Origin of the sequence: Streptomyces sp. NPDC006140 (genome assembly GCF_040628815.1) — a bacterium.
Taxonomy (GTDB): Bacteria; Actinomycetota; Actinomycetes; order Streptomycetales; family Streptomycetaceae; genus Streptomyces.
In genome coordinates, this window is record NZ_JBEXTS010000010.1 from 307310 (window position 1) to 331632 (window position 24323).

At 72.1% G+C, this 24323-nt stretch carries 26 protein-coding genes; 14 read left to right on the forward strand and 12 right to left on the reverse strand.

The features are described 5' to 3' along the window. Nucleotides 1–57: 57 nt before the first annotated feature. From ABZ386_RS26080 to ABZ386_RS26090, 3 genes are all read right to left on the reverse strand, one after another. The gene (locus ABZ386_RS26080; RefSeq protein WP_351338199.1) at nt 58–1080 is read right to left on the reverse strand and encodes a cellulase family glycosylhydrolase; all 1023 of its coding nucleotides are present in this window, start codon (nt 1078–1080) and stop codon (nt 58–60) included. Nucleotides 1081–1229: 149 nt separating this feature from the next. Then, a complete protein-coding gene (locus ABZ386_RS26085) occupies nt 1230–2453 on the reverse strand; it encodes a DUF2993 domain-containing protein (protein WP_356500436.1) in 1224 nt (407 codons plus the stop codon). A 58-nt stretch (nt 2454–2511) separates the two neighbouring features. Next, entirely contained in the window at nt 2512–4320 is a 1809-nt protein-coding gene (locus ABZ386_RS26090; RefSeq protein WP_356500438.1) for a bifunctional metallophosphatase/5'-nucleotidase, read from the reverse strand. Nucleotides 4321–4465: 145 nt separating this feature from the next. Here ABZ386_RS26090 and mshD point away from each other — a divergent pair, with 145 nt between their 5' ends. Further along, nucleotides 4466–5392 (forward strand): mycothiol synthase, encoded by a 927-nt coding sequence (mshD, locus tag ABZ386_RS26095; RefSeq protein ID WP_114253876.1) that lies wholly within the window; start codon nt 4466–4468, stop codon nt 5390–5392. Then, on the forward strand, nt 5389–6000 hold the full coding sequence (locus ABZ386_RS26100) for a GNAT family N-acetyltransferase (protein WP_358966027.1): 612 nt from the start codon (nt 5389–5391) through the stop codon (nt 5998–6000). Before mshD ends, ABZ386_RS26100 begins: the two co-directional genes overlap by 4 nt. A 4-nt stretch (nt 6001–6004) precedes the next feature. Here ABZ386_RS26100 and ABZ386_RS26105 read toward each other — a convergent pair whose 3' ends face one another. Both ABZ386_RS26105 and ABZ386_RS26110 read right to left on the reverse strand, forming a co-directional pair. Beyond that, entirely contained in the window at nt 6005–6280 is a 276-nt protein-coding gene (locus ABZ386_RS26105) for a hypothetical protein (protein WP_356616470.1), read from the reverse strand. After that, a complete protein-coding gene (locus ABZ386_RS26110) occupies nt 6277–6498 on the reverse strand; it encodes a hypothetical protein (RefSeq protein ID WP_355712798.1) in 222 nt (73 codons plus the stop codon). Before ABZ386_RS26110 ends, ABZ386_RS26105 begins: the two co-directional genes overlap by 4 nt. 138 nt (nt 6499–6636) lie before the next feature. On the opposite strand from ABZ386_RS26110, the gene ABZ386_RS26115 reads away from it, so the two are divergent. Genes ABZ386_RS26115 through ABZ386_RS26125 form a run of 3 tightly spaced genes read left to right on the forward strand, consistent with a single transcriptional unit; the run spans nt 6637 to nt 8369 of the window. Next, on the forward strand, nt 6637–7461 hold the full coding sequence (locus tag ABZ386_RS26115) for a helix-turn-helix transcriptional regulator (protein WP_351338173.1): 825 nt from the start codon (nt 6637–6639) through the stop codon (nt 7459–7461). Further along, nucleotides 7458–7658, forward strand: a complete 201-nt coding sequence (locus ABZ386_RS26120) for a DUF397 domain-containing protein (protein WP_351338170.1) — start codon at nt 7458–7460, stop codon at nt 7656–7658. The genes ABZ386_RS26115 and ABZ386_RS26120 overlap by 4 nt, the downstream gene beginning before the upstream one ends. A gap of 21 nt (nt 7659–7679) precedes the next feature. Then, the gene (locus tag ABZ386_RS26125; protein WP_351338167.1) at nt 7680–8369 is read left to right on the forward strand and encodes a DUF6597 domain-containing transcriptional factor; all 690 of its coding nucleotides are present in this window, start codon (nt 7680–7682) and stop codon (nt 8367–8369) included. Here the strand turns inward: ABZ386_RS26125 and ABZ386_RS26130 are convergent. Next, complete coding sequence (locus ABZ386_RS26130) at nt 8349–8753, reverse strand: VOC family protein (RefSeq protein ID WP_351338164.1); 405 nt, start codon at nt 8751–8753, stop codon at nt 8349–8351. The two genes, ABZ386_RS26125 and ABZ386_RS26130, sit on opposite strands and share 21 nt — an antisense overlap. A 112-nt stretch (nt 8754–8865) precedes the next feature. Here ABZ386_RS26130 and ABZ386_RS26135 point away from each other — a divergent pair, with 112 nt between their 5' ends. Together ABZ386_RS26135 and ABZ386_RS26140 are read left to right on the forward strand one after the other, a co-directional pair. Beyond that, on the forward strand, nt 8866–9273 hold the full coding sequence (locus tag ABZ386_RS26135; protein ID WP_358966031.1) for an SRPBCC family protein: 408 nt from the start codon (nt 8866–8868) through the stop codon (nt 9271–9273). 213 nt (nt 9274–9486) lie between these two features. Then, nucleotides 9487–10227 (forward strand): dienelactone hydrolase family protein, encoded by a 741-nt coding sequence (locus ABZ386_RS26140; RefSeq protein WP_355712810.1) that lies wholly within the window; start codon nt 9487–9489, stop codon nt 10225–10227. Between the two features lie 28 nt (nt 10228–10255). Here the strand turns inward: ABZ386_RS26140 and ABZ386_RS26145 are convergent, their stop codons facing one another. The 6 genes from ABZ386_RS26145 to ABZ386_RS26170 form a co-directional block, all read right to left on the reverse strand. Beyond that, nucleotides 10256–11203 carry a LysR family transcriptional regulator gene (locus ABZ386_RS26145; RefSeq protein WP_358966033.1) on the reverse strand — a complete coding sequence of 316 codons (948 nt, stop codon included), beginning with the start codon at nt 11201–11203 and terminating at the stop codon, nt 10256–10258. Between the two features lie 23 nt (nt 11204–11226). After that, entirely contained in the window at nt 11227–11877 is a 651-nt protein-coding gene (locus ABZ386_RS26150; protein ID WP_358966035.1) for an ABC transporter, read from the reverse strand. Then, entirely contained in the window at nt 11865–13382 is a 1518-nt protein-coding gene (locus tag ABZ386_RS26155) for an ABC transporter permease (protein ID WP_358966038.1), read from the reverse strand. The genes ABZ386_RS26150 and ABZ386_RS26155 overlap by 13 nt, the downstream gene beginning before the upstream one ends. Continuing rightward, nucleotides 13379–14239 (reverse strand): ABC transporter ATP-binding protein, encoded by an 861-nt coding sequence (locus ABZ386_RS26160; RefSeq protein WP_351338149.1) that lies wholly within the window; start codon nt 14237–14239, stop codon nt 13379–13381. The genes ABZ386_RS26155 and ABZ386_RS26160 overlap by 4 nt, the downstream gene beginning before the upstream one ends. After that, a complete protein-coding gene (locus tag ABZ386_RS26165) occupies nt 14236–15072 on the reverse strand; it encodes a zf-HC2 domain-containing protein (RefSeq protein ID WP_358966041.1) in 837 nt (278 codons plus the stop codon). Before ABZ386_RS26165 ends, ABZ386_RS26160 begins: the two co-directional genes overlap by 4 nt. 235 nt (nt 15073–15307) lie before the next feature. Next, on the reverse strand, nt 15308–15850 hold the full coding sequence (locus ABZ386_RS26170; RefSeq protein WP_358966044.1) for an RNA polymerase sigma factor: 543 nt from the start codon (nt 15848–15850) through the stop codon (nt 15308–15310). A 227-nt stretch (nt 15851–16077) separates the two neighbouring features. On the opposite strand from ABZ386_RS26170, the gene ABZ386_RS26175 reads away from it, so the two are divergent. The 7 genes from ABZ386_RS26175 (at nt 16078) to pstB (ending at nt 24323) form a co-directional block, all read left to right on the forward strand. After that, a complete protein-coding gene (locus tag ABZ386_RS26175) occupies nt 16078–18444 on the forward strand; it encodes an RNA degradosome polyphosphate kinase (protein ID WP_351338142.1) in 2367 nt (788 codons plus the stop codon). Further along, the gene (locus ABZ386_RS26180; protein WP_351338140.1) at nt 18425–19507 is read left to right on the forward strand and encodes a CHAD domain-containing protein; all 1083 of its coding nucleotides are present in this window, start codon (nt 18425–18427) and stop codon (nt 19505–19507) included. Before ABZ386_RS26175 ends, ABZ386_RS26180 begins: the two co-directional genes overlap by 20 nt. After that, the gene (locus ABZ386_RS26185) at nt 19504–19938 is read left to right on the forward strand and encodes an NUDIX hydrolase (RefSeq protein WP_358966047.1); all 435 of its coding nucleotides are present in this window, start codon (nt 19504–19506) and stop codon (nt 19936–19938) included. Before ABZ386_RS26180 ends, ABZ386_RS26185 begins: the two co-directional genes overlap by 4 nt. 245 nt (nt 19939–20183) lie before the next feature. Beyond that, nucleotides 20184–21311, forward strand: a complete 1128-nt coding sequence (gene pstS / locus ABZ386_RS26190; RefSeq protein ID WP_351338136.1) for a phosphate ABC transporter substrate-binding protein PstS — start codon at nt 20184–20186, stop codon at nt 21309–21311. Between the two features lie 133 nt (nt 21312–21444). Beyond that, nucleotides 21445–22446: a phosphate ABC transporter permease subunit PstC gene (gene pstC / locus ABZ386_RS26195; RefSeq protein WP_351338133.1), complete on the forward strand. Its 1002-nt coding sequence runs from the start codon at nt 21445–21447 to the stop codon at nt 22444–22446. Continuing rightward, the gene (pstA, locus tag ABZ386_RS26200) at nt 22443–23504 is read left to right on the forward strand and encodes a phosphate ABC transporter permease PstA (RefSeq protein WP_351338132.1); all 1062 of its coding nucleotides are present in this window, start codon (nt 22443–22445) and stop codon (nt 23502–23504) included. Before pstC ends, pstA begins: the two co-directional genes overlap by 4 nt. 42 nt (nt 23505–23546) lie before the next feature. After that, nucleotides 23547–24323 (forward strand): phosphate ABC transporter ATP-binding protein PstB, encoded by a 777-nt coding sequence (gene pstB / locus ABZ386_RS26205; RefSeq protein WP_114253895.1) that lies wholly within the window; start codon nt 23547–23549, stop codon nt 24321–24323.

A 24323-nucleotide genomic window follows, 5' to 3' on the forward strand; every position in this document is an offset into this window, starting at 1 on the left:
GGCTGACGAGCTGCGCCGGACCCGGAAGGGCCACCATCGGGCTCCCGTGGGGGGCGCCTACTGCTTCCAGGCGTAGTGCAGCCGGTCCAGGCCGCTCTGGTTGTTCACCGTCAGGCTGAGGTTCGTACCTGTGCCCTGGAGCGTGGTGAGGGAGTAGGTGTCGCCGTTGCGCAGGCCGGGCCAGTAGACCGAGCCCAGGCCCAGTTCGCGGATGGTGTCGGTCGCGGCCTGGATGTAGGCGATCTCGTTGGAGCCGTTGACCGGGCCGTTGTAGTCCAGGCCGGTGGTCATGGACGCGCCGAACTCGTCGAGGATCGTGCGCGAGGCGCAGTCGCCGATGCGGGCCTTGAAGTCCTGCTTCCACTGGTCGACGCTGGTCCAGTCGGTGTGCCAGAAGCCGTAGTTGTGCAGGGCCAGGCGGGTGCCCTTCAGGCGCGGGTCGGCGCAGACCGGCTTGACGTCCTCGCTGTACTTGTAGCCGCCGATCAGGATCCGGTCGCGCGGCACGTTGCCGTGGGTGGCCACCCACTTCGCGGCGATGTCGGTCCACTCCTGCGCGGTGTAGCCGAACGGCTCGTTCATCGGCTCGAAGTACACCTTGGAGTTGCGGGCGTAGGCGGAGGTGATCCGCGCCCACATCTGGTCCCAGGACGCCTGGTTGTCGATCTTGCCGTCCTTGGCGTTGTCGGCCTCCCAGTAGCCCAGGATGACCTTGAAGCCCTTGGCGGTGGCGGCGTCGATCGCGCCCCGGTACGACTTCCAGAACGGGCCGTTCACCGAGGTCGGGTTGACCGGCAGGCGGACGGTGTTGGCGCCCAGCTTGGAGAACCCGCCGATGATCGCCTTGGACTTGGCGTAGGTGGTGGCGTAGCTGTCGGACGTGGACAGGCCCGAGGGCACCACCGCGTCGTGGGCGTAGTTGTCGCGCGGGTCGGCCCAGTTGACGCCCTTGAAGTCGCTGACGGGCGGCGGGGCGGTGGGGGAGGCGGCTGCGGGGGAGGCGAGGACCCCGCCGAATGCCGTGGCGCAGGCGAGCAGCGCCCCCAGACCGGCTGTCCCCCGATGAGTCTTTCGTGACACGACGTCCCCTTCTGAGCAGTTGCGTTCGCGAGACCTCGCGTGGAGAGCGGCGGCTCGTTGGCTCCCGCAAACTAGAAGAGCACTCGAACAGAGGTCAACACATCTGCTCACCAAATTTCATCAAGAACGCAGGCTGGGGGCCCGCCGGGCTACGAGCCCACGTTCAGCCCCGATCCCGACACCCGCACCCGGATGCCGTCCTCCTCCACCCTGACGTCGTCCAGCCGTACGTCCCCCTGCTCGGGCTTCGGCAGTTCGAACGCCAGCGACAGCCGGTCGGCCAGGACCGGGCGGGTCAGGCCGGACAGGGAGTCGAGGAGGGCGGGGTCGAGGCCGAGGCGGCGGAGCACCTCGGGGTTGTCCAGGGCCAGGTCGATGAGGTTGAGGCGTTCGGCCTGGCGGGCGAAGCGCGGGGAGCCGGTCAGCTCGGCGAGCTTGCCGTCGTCGGCGAGGGCCTCGCGGACCGTCGCCTCGGGCACGCCCATGCGCTGCACGATCGCCGGGACCGACAGCAGCGCCTTGGCCTTGCGGGTCTCCCGGGCCAGGTCGGCGGATCCCTTGGGTGTCAGGTGCAGGCCCTCGGAGGCGCGGGTGCCGGGGCGGTAGGTGGCCAGGTCCCCGATGTCCAGGCGCATGCCGCCGATCTCCGTCGCGATGCCCCGCTCGCCCTGCCGCTGGATCCGGGCCTCGGCCCGCAGCCGCAGGTTGTGCCCGGCGACCGGCAGGGTGCCCCGGGCCCGGACCCGGTCGCGGCCCTCGCCGGTGAACGTCACCTGGGAGGCGCCGAGTTCGCGGTTGAGGTCGGCGAAGGACAGCACGACGTCCCCCTCGAACCGGGGGACGTGGGCGCCGCGCACGGAGGTGAGCCCGTCGGCGTCCAGCCGGATGTCGTGGGCCGTGGCCGACACCTTGGCGAGGGAGACCCGGTCGGCGGCGACGTCCGGGACGGTCACCTTCACGGAGTCCAGCCGCTTGTCGGCGAGCTGGGTGAGGAAGGGGAAGCCGCCGATCTCCACCTCGGGCGCGGCCGCCAGGTCGAGGCGGTCCTTGAGGGTGTCGGCGGCCCGGTGCTCGGCGTAGAGCACGGCCCAGCGGTCGCCGAGCGCGGTGAACGCGGCGAGCACGGCCAGGCCCACCACCGCCTTCACCGCGAACGGCAGCCCGGCGAAACGATTCTTCCTACGACGGCCGCCGCGGCGGTGCACCGGCGGGGCCCAGGCGTCCTCGGAGCCGTCCTCGGAGCCCTGGGACTCCCAGGACTCTTTCCGGAACTCCTCCAGAGGGGTCTCCTCCAGAGGCCCGTCGTCGAGAGCGGCGAGTTCCTCGTAAGGGTTCGGACGCGGATGCGCATCGGTGTGGTGGGGGGTACGCATCGATCCATCCGACCATGCGCACCGCCCCCACCCGCAACCTGAACTCCAGGTATGCGATTTACTTCACGATCGTGATCCGGTCCGCCTTCGGCGGTGCGAGCGGGCTGCCGGCCGAGGAGTTGGCCCTCAGGTACTGCTCCAGCGCGGCCAGGTCGTCGCTGCCGACGACGTCGTTCGTGCCCTGGCCGAGCGTCGGGAAGCCGTCGCCGCCGCCCGCGAGGAAGCTGTTCGTCGCGACGCGGTAGGTGGCCGCCGGGTCGATGGCCGCGCCGTTCAGCTTGATGCTGTCCGTGACCACCCGGTCGGCACCGGACTTGGTGAGGTCCAGCGTGTAGGTCAGGCCGGACGAGACCTGGAGCACCTTCGGCGCCGCCGCGTTCGGGCCGGTCACCTGCTCCTTGAGCACCTGGATCAGCTGGGCGCCCGTGAAGTCCTGGAGGTTCACGGTGTTGGCGAACGGCTGGACCGTGAAGCCCTCGGCGTAGGTCACCACACCGTCGCCCTCGGTCCCCTTGGCCGCGTAGGTGAGGCCCGGGCCCCGGATTCCGCCCGGGTTCATCAGCGCGAGGTCCGTCTCCGGGTCGAGCCCCTTGCCGTACGCGAGTTGCGCGTCGGCGATGAGGTCGCCCATCGGGGACTCGGTGCCGGTGCTGGATATGTCGGCGGAGATGTATCCGATCGGGCGGTTGCCGATGGGCGCCGCGAGGTCGTTCCACTTGACGATCAGATCGGTCATGTCTCTCGCCGGGCGGACGGTCCGGGTGACCACGTGGTTCGCGGACGCCACGGCCGTACGGGCGATGTCACCCGTCCAACGGTCGTACGTCAGCGTGGTGTCCGTGTACAGCCGGCCGAAGGACGCGGCCGAGGTGACCGTACGCGGGTTGCCCGCCGGGTCGTTGATGGTGCACGCGTACGCGGCGTGGGTGTGGCCGGTGACCAGCGCGTCCACCTGCGGGGTGATGTTCTTGGCGATGTCGACGATCGGGCCGGAGATGCCGTCGCCGGCGCCCGGGGCGTCACAGTCGTAGTTGTACGACGTCGACGCCGGGAAGCCGCCCTCGTGGATGAGCGCGACGATCGACTTCACGCCCTGCCGCTGGAGCACCTTGGCGTACTTGTTGATCGTCTCGACCTCGTCCTTGAAGGAGAGGCCCTTGACGCCCTCGGCGGAGACGACGCCCGGGGTGTCCTCCAGGGTCACGCCGATGAAGCCGACCTTGACGTCCTTCTTCTTCCACACCCAGTAGGGCTTGAGGATCGGCTTCTTCGTCTTCTCGTCGAGGACGTTGGCGGCCAGGTAGGGGAAGTCGGCGCCTTGGAATTCCTGGTCCGTGTAGCAGCCGTCCTTGGGGTGGCAGCCGCCGTTCTGGAGGCGGGCCAGCTCCTCGGCGCCCTCGTCGAACTCATGGTTGCCGACGGAGGTGACGTCGAGGTCGAGCTTGTTCAGCGCCTCGATGGTCGGCTCGTCGTGGAAGAGGCCGGAGATCAGTGGGGAGGCGCCGACCATGTCGCCGCCGGCCGCCGTGATGGAGTACTTCTCGCCCTCGCGGGCCTGACGCAGATGGGTGGCGAGGTACTCGACACCGCCCGCGTCGATGGGCTCCGTCGTGCCGTCGGTGACCCGGCCGGCGGAGCCGGTGGGCGGCTCCAGGTTGCCGTGCAGGTCGTTGAAGGACAGCAGCTGCACGTCCTGGTAGCGGCCGGGCCAGTGGCCGCCCCCGCGGTGGTCCTCACCGGCGGTCGCCGCCCCCGGCAGCGCCGCGGCGGCCAGCGCGCCGACGGTGACGACACCGGCGGCTAGAGCGACAAATCGGTACGTACGACGTCTCCGGCGCTCCGGATGCGCCGCGGAACTGGCTGGCATACGCCCCCCTGTGGGTCTGCTGGGACAGTGATGTCGTCCGGCGCAGCCTAGAGTCAACGCGCGTAGCGCGACAGGTCTTTCGTGGTTACGACCTGGTTGCTTCTTTACCGCCGATTTGCCGGTGGGGGCCCGTACCCTCATACGCATGACCAGCGACGACACCGTACGGCCCGGCCGCCCCCGCTCGATCGAGACCCTTGCCGCGCTCTCCCCGGAGCAGACCGAGGCCGTGCTCGGACTGCTCGCCGAGGCGGCCCGGACCGACGGGCAGCAGGCGGTGTCCGAACAGGGCCGGTTGCAGTTGCGCGGCGGGGAGCGGGAGGGCGTGTCCCATCTGCTGCTGACCGTCGACGGCGAACTTGTCGGTTATGCCCAGCTGGAGGACACGGACGAGGTGGAGCCGCCGGCCGCCGAACTGGTCGTCCACCCCGGGCACCGCGGGCACGGACACGGCCGGGCGCTCGGCTCGGCCCTGCTGGCGGCCTCCGGCAAGCGACTGCGCGTGTGGGCGCACGGCGGCCACTCCGCCGCCCGCCACCTCGCCCAGGTCCTCGGTCTCACGCTCTTCCGCGAACTGCGCCAGATGCGCCGCCCCTTGACCGGCTTCGACGCACCCGAGCCGGCGCTGCCGCCGGACGTCACGGTCCGCACGTTCGTCCCCGGCCAGGACGACACGGCCTGGCTCGCGGTCAACGCCGCCGCCTTCGCCCACCACCCCGAGCAGGGCTCCCTCACCCAGCGCGACCTCGACGACCGCAAGGCCGAGCCGTGGTTCGACCCGGCGGGCTTCTTCCTCGCCTTCCGCGGCGACGAACTCGTCGGCTTCCACTGGACGAAGGTCCACGCCGAGGAGGGCCTCGGCGAGGTGTACGTCCTCGGGGTCGCCCCGGGCGCGCAGGGCGGCGGCCTCGGCAAGTCCCTCACCACGATCGGCCTGCGGCACCTCGCGGGGCAGGGCCTGCCGACCGCGATGCTGTACGTCGACGCCGACAACAAGGCGGCGGTGTCGGTGTACGAGCGGCTGGGGTTCGTGACGCACGAGGTGGATCTGATGTACCGGACGGAGACGTGACGGGCCCCGCGGCGCATGCCCCGTGCCTGCGTCCGGCCACTGATCTGCGCCTGCGTCCGGCCGCCGAGTCCGATCTCGCCGCCCTCGTCCGCCTCCGCGACGACGCGGCCCGCTGGATGCTGACCCGTGGCATCACCGGGCAGTGGCGGCCCGGGGAGCTGGACGAGGACCACTTCCGCCAGGTCATGGCACACGGCGAGGTCTGGCTCGCGGAGACCGGCGGGCGCGTCGCCGGTGCCTGGGAGCTGTGGTGGGAGGACGAGTCCGCCTGGGGCCCGCAGCCGCCGGTCGCCGGCTACGTGCACCGGCTCATGGTGGACCGGAGCACCGCCGCGCCCGGCACGGGGCGGCTGCTGCTGAGCGCGGCGGAACGCCGGGTGTCCGAGGCGGGCCGGAGCCGTGTACGCCTGGACTGCCTGGCGGGCAACGCGCCGCTCAACGCCTACTACCGGCACGCCGGTTACCGCGTGGTGGGCCACAAGGAGGGCAAGCCGCAGCCGGGCGGGGTGCCCAAGTCCTTCACGCTGCTGGAGAAGGACCTCGGGCAGGCGGGGAAGGGCCGGGACGAGCGCAGTTCCGGCACCCCCGGGATGCTCGGCTGCTCCTGACACGTCACACGTCTCCCTCGGGGACGCGCTCCCCCCGGCTCACCGCGATGCGCAGCGTGTCCCCGAGTGACTCCACCGCCCTGACCAGTGCGAAACGAACGGCGCGTTCACCGGCCCTGGGGTCGTCGAGCACGGCCCTGGAGCCGGCGAGCACCTGCTCGGCGGAGGCCAGTTGAGCGGCCTCGATGTCGTCGGCGAGCCGGGAGAGCAGGCTGTGCGGGTCGTCGGTGCTCAGGTAACACGGCTTGCCGTCGGCGCCGGTCCAGGGGAGCAGCCTCATACGAAGACCTCCTCGGTGTGGAGGTACGGCCGGACGACCGGGCCGTCCATGAGCAGGGGTTCCACATCCAGGGGGCGAGGGCGGGCAGCCGGCGGGGAGTGGGGCAACACCAACGGCCACCGGCCCGATACGGCTCGATGACGCCCTCGCGCGGGCAGCAGGCTCCGCAGCAGGGCGAGCAGCAGGACCTCGCAGAGTTCGGCGATGCGCAGGCGCACGGAGGTATCCCTTCTCAGGGCAGGGGGAGGGGTATGACGAGCGGCGATTACCGTTCGTGCCTCGATCGTCACTGATCGCACGTACGCTGCGGAAGAGGTTCGGTGTTGCCTGACGCGCAGGCAACGGGGAGGGGTGACGTGGGCGGGAAGGTTGACGCGGAGCCGGTTTCCGGGCGGGCGATGCTCGGGCAGACCCTCAAGGTCCTGCGGGAGAAGGCCGGTAAGTCACTCGGGCAGTTGGCCGACGAGACCGGCTACGAGAAGAGCTATCTGAGCCGACTGGAGTCCGGGGAGCGGCTGTCCAAGGTCACGGTCATGGAGGACCTGGACGGGTACTACGGCACGGGTGACCTGCTGGTAAGCCACTGGAAGGCGGCTCGGCTGGATGCGTTCAAGGATCAGTACAAGGAGTACATGCGGCTGGAGGCGACGGCACGGGTCATCCGCGTGTTCTCACCGGGCATTCCGGGGCTTCTGCAAACCGAGGACTTCGCGCGGGGGGTGTTGTCTGGGGCCCAGACAACGGCTGACGTTGACGAGGCCGTCGAGGAGCAGGTGGCGGCACGGCTCGGACGTCAATACCGGCTGCGGCAGAAGCCGGAGCCCGAGGTCCGGTTCATCATGGACGAGTTCGCGCTCCGACGCCCCGCTGCCCGGGGCAAGACCTGGCAGGACCAGCTTCTTCATCTTGAGGCCGCCGCGTTGTGGCCCAACGTGGCGTTTCAGGTACTGCCGTTCTCGGCAGGTGCGCACCACCATATGAATGGGTCCTTGGTGCTGCTCTGGCAGAGAGACGGGAGTGCTGTTGCCTACACGGAAGGCAACAGCAGCGGTCGGCTGATCGAGGATCCGGACGAGGTTCTTCGGGAGCGATCGTCCTACGATCGCCTTCGCGACCTGGCCTTGTCCCCGTCGGACTCGCTCACGTTCATCAAGGACGTACTGAAGGAGCACAGATCATGACGAACACCCCCGACCTCACCACCGCTGTGTGGCGCAAGTCGTCCTACAGCGACGGGGGAGCCAACAACTGCCTCGAGGTCGCCGACAACTGCCCCGGCACAGTCCCGGTCCGCGACAGCAAGCGCCCCCAGGGCCCGATACTCGTGTTCGGCGCGACCTCATGGACATCGTTCCTGGCGGACGTCAGGAGTCGATGACACCGGCGTAGCCTGGCGTACGTGTACGTGGAGCGGGCGGCACGACTGGCCGGGGCTGTGGTGTGGACCAACACCCCGGACCGGTCCGGGGCGGGGCGGGTCCTGCCCGACGGCTGTATGGACCTGCTGTGGCACGACGGGCGGCTGCTGGTCGCCGGGCCCGACACCCACGCCTACATCACGGACGGCGGGACCGGCGCATGGGCCGGGGTCCGCTTCTACCCGGGCACGGCCCCGGCGCTCCTGGGCGTACCGGCGCACGAGCTGCGCGACCGTCGTGTCGAACTCGCGGACCTGTGGCCGGCCTCGGAGGTACGGCGCCTGGCCGGCCGCGTGAACGCGGCGCCCGACCCGGCGAGCGGTCTCGAAGACCTGGCCCTGCGGCTTGCGGCCGGTGCCGGCCCCCCGGATCCGCTGCTGCGACAGGTCGTCACCGCCCTCGGCGCGGGCCGCACGGTCGCCGCGACCGCCGACGAACTGGGCCTCGGCGCCCGCCAGTTGCACCGCCGATCGCTGGCCGCCTTCGGCTACGGCCCCAAGACCCTGGCCCGCATCCTGCGGCTGCGCCGCGCCCTGGCGCTGGCCCGGGACGGCGTGCCCTTCGCCGACACGGCCGCCCGGGCCGGCTACGCCGACCAGGCCCACCTCGCCCGTGACGTACGGGAGTTGGCGGGCCTGCCGCTGGGGGAGCTAATCGGCCGCAGCGGCTAGCGGGGCGAACAGGTCCACGCCGTTGCCGTCCGGGTCGAGCACCACCGCGTACCGCTGGCCCCAGAAGGCGTCCCAGGGCTTGAGTTCGCCGTGGCAACCGGAGCCGACCAGCTCCTCGTACAGCGCGTCCACCTCGGCCGGCCCGTCGCACCGCAGGGCCAGCGAGGCCCGGCCCCCGCCCGTGGGCGGCTGCCACGCGGCGTGGAACGACCGGACGGTCTCCTCGGTGTCGAGCATCAGCCGCAGCCCGCCGGGCAGTCCGGCCTCGGCGTGCGGCTGGTGCTCGGCGCCCTCCGGGAAGGCGAACCCGAGCCGGCGGTAGAAGGCGACGGAGGCGGCCATGTCCGAGACGACCAGGCCGATGGCATCGAATCGTGCGGTCATGGGCCCACCGTAGGCAGGCCCGTGGCGGCCGGTCTTGAAGGAAACGGACACCGGCCGCGGGCGTCCGATCCGTTCAAGACCGGCCCTCGGCCGCCCTCGTAACGTCGCCGCCATGACGACCACGACACGGACATCCCGGCACCTGAGCATCTCCGTCGACCGCCCGGCCCAGGAGGTCTACGACTACGCCTCGGACCCCGGCAACATCCCCGGCTGGGCTCCCGGACTGGCCCGCTCCGTCGAGCGGCTGGACGGGCGGTGGGTGGGCGAGTCACCGATGGGGAGGGTCGTGATCGTGTTCACGCCCAGGAACGACTTCGGCGTGCTCGACCACGACGTCACGCTGCCCTCGGGCGAGACCGTGCGCAATCCGATGCGGGTGATCGCCGACGGCCCCGGCTGCGAGGTGGTCTTCACGCTGCGCCGGCAGCCGTGGATGAGCGACGCGGAGTTCCGCCGCGACGCGGAGGCGGTCTCCGCCGACCTCGCCGCGCTCAAGCGGGTGATGGAGCAGGGCTGACCCTCGGCCGTCCCCGTGCGGCTGTCGTCACCGCCGCCTCCCGGAAGGCAGCAGGGCCAGAGTCCCGGTGGGCTAGGCTGCGGCCATGCATACCGGGACGGCATCGCGCCGCACACGGATTGGTGACCCGGTGCTCTCCTGAGCGCCGCGCGGGCTCCGCCTCCGTCGGGTTGATCACAGGCTTCGGCACATCGACCACGACAGGAGAGTTCCATGCCCACCAAGACACTGACACTGCTGATTCCCACCGCCGACGGCCAGGCCGACGCTTTCGCCGCCTTCCCCGACGACGGCGAGCAGCACCCCGGCGTGCTGATGTACGCGGACGGCTTCGGCATCCGGCCCGTGCTGCGGGAGATGGCCCGCGAGCTGGCCGGGCACGGGTACTACGTGCTGGTCCCCAACCTCTTCTACCGGCACGGCCCGGCACCCGTGATCGACCTCCCCGCGCACATCGGCGAAGAGGTCCGGCCCGCGCTCATGGCCCGGCTGATGCCGCTGATCGAGGCGCACACCGCCGAACGCGTCCTGCGTGACGCCGACGCCTACCTCAGGTTCCTCACCGACCGGCCGGAGGTCGCCGCCGGACCGGTCGCGGTGACCGGGTACTGCATAGGCGGCCTCCTGGCGGTGCGCACCGCCGCGGCCCACCCCGGCCGGGTGGCCGCCGTCGCCGCGTTCCATGCTCCCGTGGGCGCGGCCGGGCCCGGCACCCTCGCCGACATCACCGCCCAGGTCCACTTCGGCCACGCCGCGAGCGACCTGACGCCCGAGGCGCTGGGCGAACTCAACCGGGCCCTGGACGCCGCGCAGGTCGACCACACCTCCGAGATCTACCCCGGCACCGTCCACGGGTTCACCATGTCCGACACCGACGCCTTCGACCCCGCCGGACTCCAGCGCCACTGGGAGCGCCTGCTCCCCCTCCTCGACCGCACACTGGCCACCGGCTGAGGCTCCGGCGCCCCGGCACGTCCCGGTGTCAGGACGAGGCGGGAGGGGCCTCCGCCCACCACGGACGCCAGGTCTCCCCCTCGGGCGGTCGCGGGCGTGTCGCCGTCAGGTGGTCGCGGAGGGCGGTCAGGCCCGGGTGCGGGTTGTCCAGCCGCCAGAGCAGGGAGTGCGGGTAGACCGGCGTCGGGTCCCGGAGCGGGACGAGACGCAGGTCGTGGCCGACGGGCCAGACGTGCGGGGTCCGTTCGCTGAGGAAGGTCGCCACGGTCGGGGAGCCGGCGATCGTGTCGAGGAGCGCTTCGAGACCGAAGTTGGGGCCGATGGTGTCGATGGCCGGCCCGAACTCGGCGGCGAGTGCCTCGTAGTAGGCGTGCCACTCGGTGCCAGGCACGTTGCCCGGCATCCAGATGCGGTGCCCGGCCAGCTGGGCCGGGGTCACGGACTCCGCCCGGGCGAACTCGTGGCCGGGCCCGACGCACAGGTGCATCGGCTCGTCGAGGACGGGCACGGCGGCGATGCCGTCAGGGAGCCGCTGCCCGGGCATGGTGACGGCCCGGAACGTGGCGTCGACGGCCCCGTCCCGGACCGCCGCCACGGCCGTATCCGCGTCGAACAGCGTGACGACGTCCAGCGCGATCCCGGGATGGGCCCGGTGGAAGGCCTGCACCAGTCCCCCGGTGGCGACCCGGCGCCCCACGACGTCCACCCGCAGCGCCCGGTCGCCGGGCCGCACGGCGGCGACCGCCCGCTCCTCCGCCTGAAGCAGGACCCGCGCGTGCGGCAGGAGCGCCTGCCCGTCGATGGTCAGCTCCGCCCCGCGCGGCGTACGGACCAGCAGCCGCACCCCGAGGTCCTTCTCCAGCGCGGCGATCCGCTTCGACACGGCCTGCTGGGTGAGGGCGAGGTCCACAGCGGCCTTCTGGAACTGCCCGGCGTCGGCGACAGCGACGAAGGTGCGTACGGCTTTGAGGTCCACGGCGACAACCTAGCCGCATCCCTCTAAGCCCCGGCCCGCCATGATCCCCGCCTCCACCGCCGCACCGGCTCTCCCGCACACACCCCGCCCACCAGCACCGCCCCGGCCAGCACCACCGCCCACCGGTCATGGGCCGCCGCCCAGCGGTCGTCCTCCACCGGGACGAACAGGGCCCAGCGCTTGGGCCAGAACAGCACGGCCAGGACCGCCGAGGTCAGCAGGCCCGCCGCCACCGGCGGGCCGGGCCGGGTGGCGTCGCTGAAGCGCACCGCGGCCGCCGCGCCGGCCACCGCCAGGACGAACGCCGCCCCGGCCTCCAGCGTGAGGTCGGCGACCGGGGGCCGTACGTCCGACGGCACCAGCAGCAGCGTCGCCGTCCACCAGGCCGCCACCGCCGGGAGGACCAGGGCCACGCGCAGGGCCACGCGCACCGGGCGCGGGGTCGGCACGGTGGCCGTGGTGTGGCGGGCCGGGTCGTCCAGGAGGAAGACCAGGCCCATCGCGAAGGCCAACACCGCGGCCCGCAGCAGGGGCAGGGACAGCTTCTCGCCCGTCTCGCCCCACGTCCGGGTGAGCGCGGCCGGCAGCAGCCCCGCTCCCCCGGCCGCGCCGACCAGGCGCCACGGCAGGGTCCGGCAGACGGGCAGGACCAACTGCCGTGTCAGTCCAGGCACTTGTCGTCCCCCTCGGGTGCGGGCACGCCCAGCAGCTGCGCGGCCCGGGCCGCCGTCACCTTCGGCGAGGTCAGCTCGGCCCAGCGGTCCTTCACGCGGGCGGTGACCTCGCCCCGGGGCCGCTCGAACAGCGCGCGCAGCACCTCCGTCTGGGCCGCGGTCATGTACAGCCCGTCCGTCGGCTGGAGCACGAAGTCCGAGCCGGTGACGGTGTCGTTGAGGCGGACGCGGCGCAGCGCGGCCATCGGGTCGGACTCCCAGCCCAGGGCCAGCCACATGACGGTGACGATGCGGCCGTCGCAGATCGACGTCGACGCCTTCTCGGTGCCCGCGACCAGCACTCCGGCCACGGCGGCCGAGAACTCGGGGACGCGGTTGCCGCCCCACTGGGTGCCCACGGTCACCTCGTGCGGACGCTCCAGCGGCGTCAGCGCGGCGTCGCCGGAGAGGCCGTAGCGGGCGTCGATCCGCTGCCGTACGACGAGGTCCTGCCGGTGCGCGGGGCCACCGGCCAGGGACCGCACCCGGTCCACGACCCCGGCCCAGTCCGCGACCCGCGGCTCCCACTCGGGGAACGCGCAGTACGTCGATCCGTCCCGCCGGACGCAGGACTGCACCTGCTCGGGGCTCAGCGTGGCCCGCTCACGGGCCCGGACCAGCTCGGGGGAGTCGCCGCGCGCCTGGGCCACCCCGCCCACCAGTGTCATGGCGACCGCCCCGGCGACCCCGGCGACGACCACCGGCCTGCGTCCGCCCGCCGCCAGCAGCGCCAGCAGGCCCAGGCTCAGGGCCAGTCCGGCCAGGTACAGGGCATGCCAGCCGGCGGGCCGGCCCAGCAGGTCGGACGGCAGGGTGTTGGTGGTCGACTCGACGACCACCGGCACGAGCCACCTTCCCCAGCCCTCGCCCGACCCCGTACCGAAGACGGACAGGAACAGGCAGAACACGACCAGCAGAGGTGCGGCGAGAGCCGACCTGACCAGCCCGGCGGCCAGCAGTCCGGCCAGCCCGAACAGCAGCACGCTCAGCGGCCCCACGAGGAGTTCGCCGACCGAGCCGTGCCCGATCGCGCCGGGCCGCAGCGCCTCCCAGGCGAACTGCGCGGCCACGCACACGGCAGTGAGCAGGGCCACGGCCAGGACCGACAGCGCATGGGCGGCGGTGCGCCGCCACGGCGGGAGGACCAGCACCCCGAAGTGCTGTTCCGTGCCGTGCCGCCGCGAGCGCAGCGCGGCGAGGTTGGCGCTCAGCAGGACCGCCAGCCCGACCAGCATCGGCGCGGACTGGGTGGCGCGGTCGGCGTCCTGGAGGGCCGGGTAGCCGCCCCAGGCCTTCCCGGAGCGCCACACGGTCCAGCCGAGGTACACGGCGAAGGCGAGGAGCACGGGCACCCTCGTCAGCAGCCGGCGCGTCTCGAACAGGGCCAGGGCCCACACGGCCGCCCCGGCCCCGCCGCGCTCGTCCCGCGTGGTCGGCGGGGCCGCTGCCCGTACGACGGCGGTCATGCGGCCACCTCCGCTCCGGCACCGTCGAGGGTGAGCAGGTAGCCGTCCTCCAGGGTCGGTTCGAGCAGTTCGGCCCCGGCCGGGGGATCCCCCACGTTGCGGAAGGTCCCGGTGCCGGTGCGCCACCCCGCCTTCGCACCCGGGTCGCGTTCCGTGCTGCTCCAGACGCGCCCCTCGGCCCGGGCGGTCAGCTCGGCCGGGGTGCCCTCGAAGCGGACCCGGCCGCCGGCCATGACCAGGACCCGGTGGCAGAGCATCGCCACGTCCTCCGTCTGGTGGGTGGAGAGCAGCACCGTGCGTCCCTCCCCGGCTCCGGCGATCAACTCCCGGAACCGCATCCGCTGTTCGGGGTCGAGGCCGACGGTCGGCTCGTCCAGTACGAGGAACCCGGGGTCGCCGACCAGGGCGGCCCCCAGCGCGACCCGCTGCCGCATCCCCCCGGACAGCTTGCGGATCCGCTTGCCGCGCACGTCCGCGAGGCCCACCTCGTCGAGCACCCGCCGCACCTCCCGGTGCCGGGCGCGCCGGTCGGTCAGCTCCTTCAGGATCGCCACGTAGTCGACGAACTCGAAGGCGGTGAAGTCCGGATGGAACCCCGGCGTCTGCGGCAGGTAGCCCAGCCGGCGCCGTACCTCCTGGCGTCCCCGGGCGGTGGCCGGGTCGTGCCCGAGCACGGTGAAGGTGCCCCGGTCGGCGGGCAGGGCCGTGGCGAGCACCCGCAGCAGTGTGGTCTTGCCCGCGCCGTTGGGGCCGAGCAGACCGGTGACGCCACCGGTCAGCCGCAGCGACACGTCGTCGAGGGCGCGGGTTCCGCCGTAGCGGAGGCCGATCCCGGTGGCGGACACGGTGGCGGTCATACGGCACGTCCCTGGAAGAGGTCGAATCGGTCACGGAGCAGGAAGAGCAGCCCGGCGGCGAGCGCGGCGACCCCCGCCGCCACGCCCTGCCCGGCCGCGGTGAACGGCGCGAGCGGCGCATCGGCCCCCGCGCGCAGCGCCTCGGCCACCAGCAGCAGCCCGACCCACGCCCCGCCCACCAGGGACGGCGCGAGCACCGGCCCCAGCCGGGGCGTCAGCGCGAGCCCGGTCGCGGTGAGCGCCAGCGCGGGCAGCAGCCAGGCCAGGGCGCGCAGCCCGTACGCGGGCAGCGCCAGCGTCGCCAGCCCGTTCAGCCCGAGCACGACGGCCAGCACGGCCACCGTCCGGACCATCAGCAGCCGGAACCCGTGCATGGGCGCGACGACGGTCATCTCGTACGTCGGATCCAGCGCGGGCCCGTACGACAGGGCCACGCCCGCCAGCGGCAGCAGCGGCGCGAGGGCCAGGAACAGGGTGGGGAACGACCCGCCCCGCACGGCGTGCCCGGCGGCCACGCTCAGCAGCAGCACGGCGACCACGGCCCCGAGCCACGACCGCCGCAGCACCGGCGCCGCCGCCAGCAGCCGCGCGGTGTGCCCGGCCACCCCGACCCGCACGAGCAGCGACTCCAGCAGCCCCGCCCGGGGCGCGTCCAGCTCGGCGTCGAGCCGCTCCCAGCCGGCGTCGAGGGCGACCGGGTCACCGGCCTCGGCCAGGACCCGGCGACAGCGGTCGCAGGAGACCAGATGCGCGTCGGCGGACCAGAGCGCGGGCGCCGCCAGCTCGCCCCGCGCGTAGGCGAGCAGATCGTCCTCGGGCACGTGCCAGCTCATGAGGTCACCTCCGACGGCCCCAGCCATGCCCTTCCATGCCGGCTGATGAAGCCGCCCCCCGGCCGCCGCATGACTTCCCGTCCACGCCGGGCCATGAGACCACCCCCCGACGGCCACAGCCCTTCCCGTCCACGCCGGGCCATGAGACCACCCCCCGACGGCCACAGCCCTTCCCGTCCACGCCGGCCCATGAGACCACCCCCCGGCCGCCCCAGCCCTTCCCGTCCGTGCCGCCTCATGCCAACGCCTCCCGCAGCTGCTTCCGGGCCCGCATCGCCCGTGTCTTGACCGTCCCCGGCGGGATCCCGAGCAGGACGGCCGCCTCACGGGTCGTCAGCCCGTCGATGACCGTCGCCTGCAGTACCGCCCGCAGCTCCGGCGACAGCCGGACCAGCGCCCCGGCGAGATCCCCGTGCTCCACCCCCGCGAGCACGCGCTCCTCCGCCGACGCCTCGTCCCGGTGCCCCAGCCGGGCCAGGGCCTGCCGCAGCCGCCCCCGCGCCCCGTCCCCGCGCAGCGCGTCCACCAGCCGCCGCGACCCGATGCGCCACAGCCACCCGGCGACGTCGCCCTCCTCCCGGTAGCGGGCCTTGCCCCGCCACACCGCGAGGAACGTCTCCTGGACGACGTCGTCGACGACACCCAGATCGGCGCACCGCCCCCGCAGCCGGGCCCGGAGCCACGGCGCGTACCGCCGGTACAGCTCCTCGAAGGCACGCCGGTCGGCGTCCGCGGCAACGGCCCGCAGCAGCTCCCCGTCGCTTCTCGTTTCGCTCACGTCCCCTCATCGGACGGCCCGGCCGGAACGGTTCACGAAAGCACGGCTTGACTTTCCCGGGAGCCGTCCACAGCCTGTGGGCAGCCGCCCGCGCCGCACCCCGGACCCTGTGGACAGCCGCCCGCGCCCCGTCCCGGGCCCCGCGGACGCCCGCGAGCCGCCCCCCGCTATCCCGCACGTCATGTCTCCGTAACCATCGATTCAGACGAGCTTGCGAAGCTCGGCCAATGAATCCCGCCGTGCCAGAGCCTTCGCCACCCCAGCAGGGGCCTGAGGGAAACGGGAACACTCATGTGACGCCCCCGCTCCCGCCCGCGCTCTCCGACGCGCCCGTGATGCTCGCGGCGCGGAAGAATGGGTCCATGAGCCAGCCGAACACCCAGGCACAGGTCCAGCACGCGCAGCCCTCCGTGGGCTCCATAGCAGCCCACCGCCCGCACACGGTGGCCGCAGCCGTCTCCGACCTGGAACCCGACATCGACGCCGACCTCGACGCGTACGAGGAGTCGCCGTACGACGGGCCCCAGCTGCCACAGGGCCGCTTCCTCGACCGGGAGCGCAGCTGGCTCGCGTTCAACGAGCGCGTGCTGGAACTCGCCGAGGACCCGAACACGCCGCTGCTGGAGCGGGCCAACTTCCTGGCGATCTTCGCCAGCAACCTGGACGAGTTCTTCATGGTCCGGGTGGCCGGCCTGAAGCGCCGCATCGCCACCGGCGTGGCCACCCGCTCCGCCTCCGGCCTGCAGCCGCGCGAGGTGCTGGAGATGATCTGGGCCCGCTCCCGCGAGCTCATGGCCCGGCACGCCGCCTGCTACCACGAGGACGTCGCCCCCGCACTCGCGGAGGAGGGCATCCACCTGGTCCGCTGGAGCGAGCTGCAGGAGAAGGAGCAGGCCCGCCTGTTCACCCTGTTCCGGCACCAGATCTTCCCCGTGCTGACCCCGCTGGCGGTGGACCCGGCGCACCCCTTCCCGTACATCTCCGGCCTGTCCCTGAACCTGGCCGTCGTCGTGCGGAACCCGGTCACGGGCCACAAGCACTTCGCCCGCGTGAAGGTGCCGCCGCTGCTGTCCCGCTTCCTGGAGAGCTCCCCGGGCCGTTACGTCCCCATCGAGGACGTCATCGCCGCGCACCTGGAGGAGCTGTTCCCGGGCATGGAGGTGCTGGAGCACCACGCCTTCCGCCTCACCCGGAACGAGGACCTGGAGGTCGAGGAGGACGACGCGGAGAACCTGCTCCAGGCGTTGGAGAAGGAGCTCATGCGGCGCCGCTTCGGGCCGCCGGTACGGCTGGAGGTCGAGGAGTCCATCGACCGCGAGGTCCTGGACCTCCTGGTGCGCGAGCTGAAGATCAGCGAGGCCGAGGTGTACCCGCTGCCGGGCCCGCTGGACCTCACCGGCCTGTTCCGGATCGCCTCCCTGGACCGGCCCGAGCTGAAGTACCGCAAGTTCGTCGCCGGCACCCACCGCGACCTCGCCGAGGTCGAGTCGGCGTCCGCGCCGGACATCTTCGCCGCCCTGCGCGAGCGGGACGTGCTGCTGCACCACCCGTACGACTCGTTCTCCACCTCCGTCCAGGCCTTCCTGGAGCAGGCGGCCGGCGACCCGGACGTCCTCGCGATCAAGCAGACCCTGTACCGGACCTCCGGCGACTCCCCGATAGTCGACGCGCTCATCGAGGCCGCCGAGTCCGGCAAGCAGGTCCTGGTCCTGGTCGAGATCAAGGCCCGCTTCGACGAGCACGCCAACATCAAGTGGGCCCGCAAGCTGGAGGAGGCCGGCTGCCACGTGGTCTACGGCCTGGTCGGGCTGAAGACCCACTGCAAGCTGTCGCTGGTGGTCCGCCAGGAGGGCGAGACGCTGCGCCGCTACAGCCACGTCGGCACCGGCAACTACCACCCGAAGACGGCCCGCCTCTACGAGGACCTCGGCCTGCTCACGGCCGACCCGCAGGTCGGCGCGGACCTCTCGGACCTCTTCAACCGGCTCTCCGGCTACTCCCGCCGCGAGACCTACCGCCGGCTGCTCGTGGCCCCCAAGTCACTGCGCGACGGCCTGGTCTCGCGGATCACCAAGGAGATCCAGCACCACCGCGCGGGACGCCCCGCGTACGTCCGCATCAAGGTCAACTCGATGGTCGACGAGGCCATCATCGACGCCTGCTACCGCGCGGCCCAGGCGGGCGTGCCGGTGGACGTGTGGGTGCGCGGCATCTGCGCGCTGCGCCCGGGCGTGGCGGGCCTGTCGGAGAACATCCGGGTCCGCTCGATCCTCGGCCGCTTCCTGGAGCACTCCCGGGTCTTCGCCTTCGGCAACGGCGGCGAGCCCGAGGTGTGGTTCGGCAGCGCGGACATGATGCACCGCAACCTCGACCGCCGGATAGAGGCCCTGGTCCGGGTCACCGACCCGGCCCACCGGGCGGCCCTGAACCGGCTGCTGGAGACCGGCATGTCCGACGCCACCGCCTCCTGGCACCTCGGCCCGGACGGCGACTGGACCCGGCATGCGACCGACGCGGACGGCCAGCCCCTGCGCAACGTCCAGGAGATGCTCATAGACGCCCGGAGGCGCCGGCGTGGCACAGCAACACCTTGACCCTACGGATCCCCGGTCCAGGCACGCCGGGCCCGCCCCCACCGGTGACGCCCTCGCGGGCTACCTGCGGACCCAGGCCACGGAGTTCCTCCGCGCGCTGCGCCTGCACCGGGAGACGGGGTCGGGGGCGAACGGCTCGGAGGCGTCCGCCGAGGCGGCCCGCGCCCTGCGCCGCTCGGCCCGCCGCATCAGCGCCAGCCTGCACACGTTCCAGCCCCTGCTGGACACGGACTGGTGCGAGGGCATGCGCCCGGAACTGGCCTGGGTCTCGGGAACCCTGGCCATGGAACACGCGTACACGTCCCGCCTGGAACGCCTGCTGTCGGCCCTGCACCGCTTGTCGGGGTCGACGGCGTTCCCGGCCCAGGCGACCGAACCGGCCGCGAGCCACCGGGCCGGTGCGCAGTCCGGCCAGACGGCGGCGCAGGAGCGCGGCAACCTCACCGTGGGAGCGGCCAAGGCGGGCGCCCTGCTCGACCGCCAGCTCACCCTCGCCCGCACCCGAGCCCACTCCACGGCCCTGCAAGCCCTGGGCAGCAGCCGCTTCCACGCCATCGCCGACAAGGTCGCGGTCCTGGCCAGCGAGGTCCCCCTCACCACCACGGCCGCCGCCACCGACCTCGGCCCGCACGCCGCGGCGGCGGAGGAACGCCTCAGGGACGCCGTGTCCGCGCTGCCCCTCGTCACCGCGGGCAGCCCGTACAACGCCGCGGCGCTCATCCACGGCCTGTCCCCGGACACCGTCCCGCACCCGCAGGACGCCCCCTGGCACCAGGTCCGCCTGCTGCTGCGCCTGCACCGCTACGCCCGCGAGGCGCTCAGCGGCCCCAAGGGCAACGCCGTCGTCGACCTGCGCCTGCTCTCCGCGGGCCAGGCCCTGAACCGCCACCGCGACGCCTCGGAGGCGGCGGCGGCAGCGGCCCAGGCGGCCCGCACGCCCCGGATCGCCCCGGCCACGGCGTACGCCCTCGGCGTGCTCCACGCCGACCAGCGGCACGAGGTGGAGGCCGCGCGGTTCGCGTTCCAGCAGTCCTGGCAGAAGGAGGCGGTGAGTACCCGGTGAGTTCACCCGAGGACCGCACCGTGCAAGCGGCCGGCTGCGTCCTGTGGCGCCGCTCCCCCGTCACCGGCGGGCTGGAACTGTGCCTCGTCCACCGGCCGAAATACGACGACTGGTCCTGGCCGAAGGGCAAGCTGAAGCGCGGCGAGGATCCGCTCGCCGGCGCCCTGCGCGAGGTGGCGGAGGAGACCGGCTGCCGGGCCGTGCCGGGCGCCGAGCTGCCCACCCTGCGCTACCGGGCGAACGGCCGCCCCAAGCAGGTGCGCTACTGGGCGGCCGAGGCCATATCCTGCGCTTTTTCCCCGACGGACGAGGTGGACCGGGTCCTGTGGCTGGCGCCGGCGGCGGCCCGCGCCCGCCTCACGCAGCCCTACGACCGCCCCTTGGTGGACGCGCTGCTCGCCGTACGGCACCTGCCGCGGACGGCCGGCTGACCGGAACGCGTCGGTCCGTCAGGGAAGCGGAATGCGTACGTGCTCTCCCCGTAAGCATTCCGTGACCTAACCAGGCCTTAGGCAGGGGTTCACCCCTCGTTCATTTGTGGCCATCGGCGCCTTCACCTGATCTGCCTAATTTCAGCCTTACCGACGTGAGCCGCGCCCTGTCGGGTGCGGCCGCGTCCGCGTCACCAGACTTCGCACGCCGCCGATCAGGACGGCGGCTCCTGGAAGGAACTCAAGTGAAGCTTCAGCGCATGAACCGGCGGGCCCTCGCTCTCGGTGCTCTCGCCGTCTCCGGCGCCCTGGCCCTCACGGCGTGCGGCTCCGACGACACCGGCGGCAACAGCGGCGGCGGCTCCTCGGCCAACGCCGGATCGAGCAACATCAAGTGCGACGACGCCAAGGGCCAGCTGCTCGCCGACGGCTCGTCCGCGCAGAAGAACGCGATCGACGCCTGGGTGAAGCAGTTCACCGCGGCCTGCCAGGGCGTGCAGATCAACTACAAGGGCGGCGGCTCCGGCGCGGGTGTCACGGCGTTCACCCAGGGCCAGGTCGCCTTCGCCGGCTCCGACTCCGCGCTGAAGCCCGACGAGGTCGCCGCCTCCAAGAAGGTCTGCTCCGGCGGCCAGGGCATCGACCTGCCGATGGTCGGCGGCCCGATCGCGGTCGGCTACAACGTCAACGGCGTCGACAACCTCGTCCTCGACTCCACGACGCTGGCGAAGATCTTCAACAACGAGATCACCAACTGGAACGACCCCGCGATCAAGCGGCTGAACCCCAACGCGAAGCTTCCGAACCTCAAGATCCAGGCGTTCCACCGCTCGGACGACTCCGGCACCACCGACAACTTCACCAAGTACCTGATCGCCACGGCCAAGAAGGACTGGCCCTACGACGGCGGCAAGACCTGGCAGGCCAAGGGCGGCCAGTCCGCCTCCGGCTCCTCCGGTGTCGCCCAGCAGGTGAAGCAGACCAACGGCGCCATCGGCTACTTCGAGCTGTCGTACGCCAAGGACGGCCTGAAGACGGTCGACCTCGACACGGGTGCCGCCCAGCCGGTCAAGGCCACCATCGAGAACGCCACCAAGGCCATCTCCGAGGCCAAGGTCGTCGGCACGGGCAAGGACCTCGCGCTGGAGCTGAACTACGGCACCAAGGCCGAGGGCGCCTACCCGATGGTCCTCGTGACGTACGAGATCGTCTGCGACAAGGGCAACAAGAGCGACACGCTGCCCGCCACCAAGGCGTTCCTGCGCTACATCGCCTCGGAGGACGGCCAGAAGATCCTCACCGAGAACGACTACGCGCCCATCCCCGACGACATCATCTCCCAGGTCCGCACCACCATCGAGGGCCTGAGCTGACCCGAGTGCGGCCCGGCCCCCTCCCCGGGGCCGGGCCGCACCGTCCGGTGCACCGCCGCCAGTGGCCGTACCGCGCGTACGGCTCCGCAGAGCCGCCGCCGACCGTGTACGGCTCCGCAGACCGGAGAACCTGATGGACACATCAACGCAGATAACCGACGCACCGCCCCCCACTCCCCAGCCGACCGTCGACAAGCGCGCCGCGCGCGGCGCCACCCGGCCCGGAGACCGGATCTTCCTCGGTCTCTCCCGCGGCTCGGGCATCCTGCTGCTGGTGATCATGGCCGCGATCGCGGTCTTCCTCACCTACCGCGCCTCCCTCGCGATCAGCAAGGACGAGGGCAACTTCCTCACCACGTTCCAGTGGGACACGAACCTGGTCCCGCCGAACTTCGGCATCGCCGTCCTGGCCTTCGGCACGGTCGTCTCCTCGATCGTCGCCATGGTCATCGCGGTCCCGATCGCCGTCGCCATCGCGCTCTTCCTCACGCACTACGCCCCGCGCCGGCTGCGCGGCCCCATCGCGTACGTGATCGACCTGCTCGCCGCCGTGCCGTCCATCGTGTACGGCCTGTGGGGCGCCCTGATCCTCGTACCGCACATGAACGGCCTCTTCGGCTGGCTCGACACCTACCTCGGCTGGACGGGCATCTTCTCCTGGGAGGGCGGCGCCCCCCGCTCGATGCTGACCGTCGGCATCCTGCTCGCGATCATGATCCTGCCGATCATCACCAACGTGAGCCGCGAGGTCTTCCGCCAGGTCCCGCAGATGCACGAGGAGGCGGCCCTGGCGCTCGGCGCCACCCGCTGGGAAGTGATCCGCATGGCGGTGCTGCCCTTCGGCCGCTCCGGCGTGATCTCCGCCTCGATGCTCGGCCTCGGCCGCGCCCTCGGCGAGACCATGGCCGTCGCCACCGTGCTCTCCCCGACCTTCGACATCCAGGCCAGCCTGCTCGACCCGGGCGGCGGCACGTTCGCCCAGAACATCGCCAGCAAGTTCGGTGAGGCGACCGAGTTCGGCCGGGACGCGCTGATCGCCTCCGGTCTGGTCCTGTTCGTCATCACCCTGCTGGTCAACGGCGCGGCCCGCGCGATCATCGCCCGCCGCAAGGAGTACTCGGGGGCCAACGCATGAGCACCGCAACCGTCACCCCCAAGGGCCCCAGCACCCTGCGCGGCGCCCGCCTGCCCAAGTGGGCCCCCTACGGGATCGCCGCCGGTTCCATCGCCGTCGCGATCGGCATCGGCCTCGCGGCCGGCCTGCACAGCCGCGTCCAGTGGGGCCTGATCGCCGCGATCCTCTACGTCCTCGGCACGTACGCCCTCGCCACGATGGTCGAGGGCAAGCGCCAGGCCAAGGACCGCATCGCGACCTCCCTCGTCTGGGTCGCCTTCCTGCTCGCCGTGATCCCGCTGGCCTCGCTGGTCTGGTCGACGGTCGCGCGCGGCGTGAAGGTCCTCGACCTCTACTTCCTGACGCACTCCATGGGCGTCGTCGCCGACACCGAGCCCGGCGGCGGTATCTACCACGCCATCCTCGGCACCCTGGAGCAGGTCGGTCTCGCCACGGTGATCGCCGCGCCGATCGGCGTGCTCACCGCGATCTACCTGGTCGAGTACGGCCGGGGCAACCTCTCCAAGGCCATCACGTTCTTCGTCGACGTCATGACCGGCATCCCGTCGATCGTCGCGGGTCTGTTCATCCTCAGCCTCATGCTGATGTTCGACATGGAGCCCTTCGGCTTCGCCGGCTCGCTGGCCCTGGCCATCCTGATGATGCCGGTGGTCGTCCGCTCCACGGAGGAGATGCTCAAGCTCGTCCCGAACGAGCTGCGCGAGGCCTCCCTGGCGCTCGGCATCCCGAAGTGGCGCACCATCCTGAAGGTGGTCCTGCCGACCTCCATCGGCGGCATCACCACGGGCATCATGCTCGCGATCGCCCGTATCACCGGTGAGACCGCCCCGGTGCTGCTGCTGGTGTGGGGCAACTCCTTCATCAACGCCAACCCCTTCGAGGGGGCGCAGGCCTCGCTGCCGCTGTACATCTACCAGCAGTACGCGAACAGCGCGGGCTCCGGTGCGGCGTACGACCGCGCCTGGGCGGCGTCGCTCACCCTGATCGCCTTCGTGATGCTCCTGAACCTGGTGGCCCGCGGGATCGCCCGCTGGAAGGCCCCGAAGACCGGTCGCTGACGGCGGCCACAGCGACTGACTGAGTCTGGAAGTGAAGAAGTAATGGCCAAGCGAATCGACGTAAGCGGACTGACCGCCTACTACGGCTCCCACAAGGCGATCGAGGACATCTCGATGACCGTCGAGCCGCGCTCGGTGACGGCGTTCATCGGCCCGTCCGGCTGCGGCAAGTCGACGTTCCTGCGCACCCTGAACCGGATGCACGAGGTCACGGCCGGCGGCCGGGTCGAGGGCAAGGTACTGCTGGACGACGAGGACCTCTACGGCGCGAGCATCGACCCGGTGTCGGTGCGGCGCGAGGTCGGCATGGTGTTCCAGCGGCCGAACCCGTTCCCCACGATGTCGATCTTCGACAACGTGGCGGCGGGGCTGCGGCTCAACGGCAACTACAAGAAGAGCGAGCTGGCGGACATCGTCGAGCGCTCGCTCAAGGGCGCGAACCTCTGGAACGAGGTCAAGGACCGCCTGAACAAGCCCGGCTCGGGCCTGTCGGGTGGTCAGCAGCAGCGTCTGTGCATCGCGCGGGCGATCGCGGTGGAGCCGAACGTCCTGCTCATGGACGAGCCCTGCTCGGCCCTGGACCCGATCTCCACCCTGGCGATCGAGGACCTGATCGGCGAGCTGAAGGAGCGCTTCACGATCGTCATCGTGACGCACAACATGCAGCAGGCGGCGCGGGTCTCCGACCGCACGGCGTTCTTCAACCTCGCGGCGGTCGGCCAGCCCGGCAAGCTCATCGAGATCGACGACACGGAGCGCATCTTCTCCAACCCGTCGGTCCAGGCCACGGAGGACTACATCTCCGGCCGCTTCGGCTGA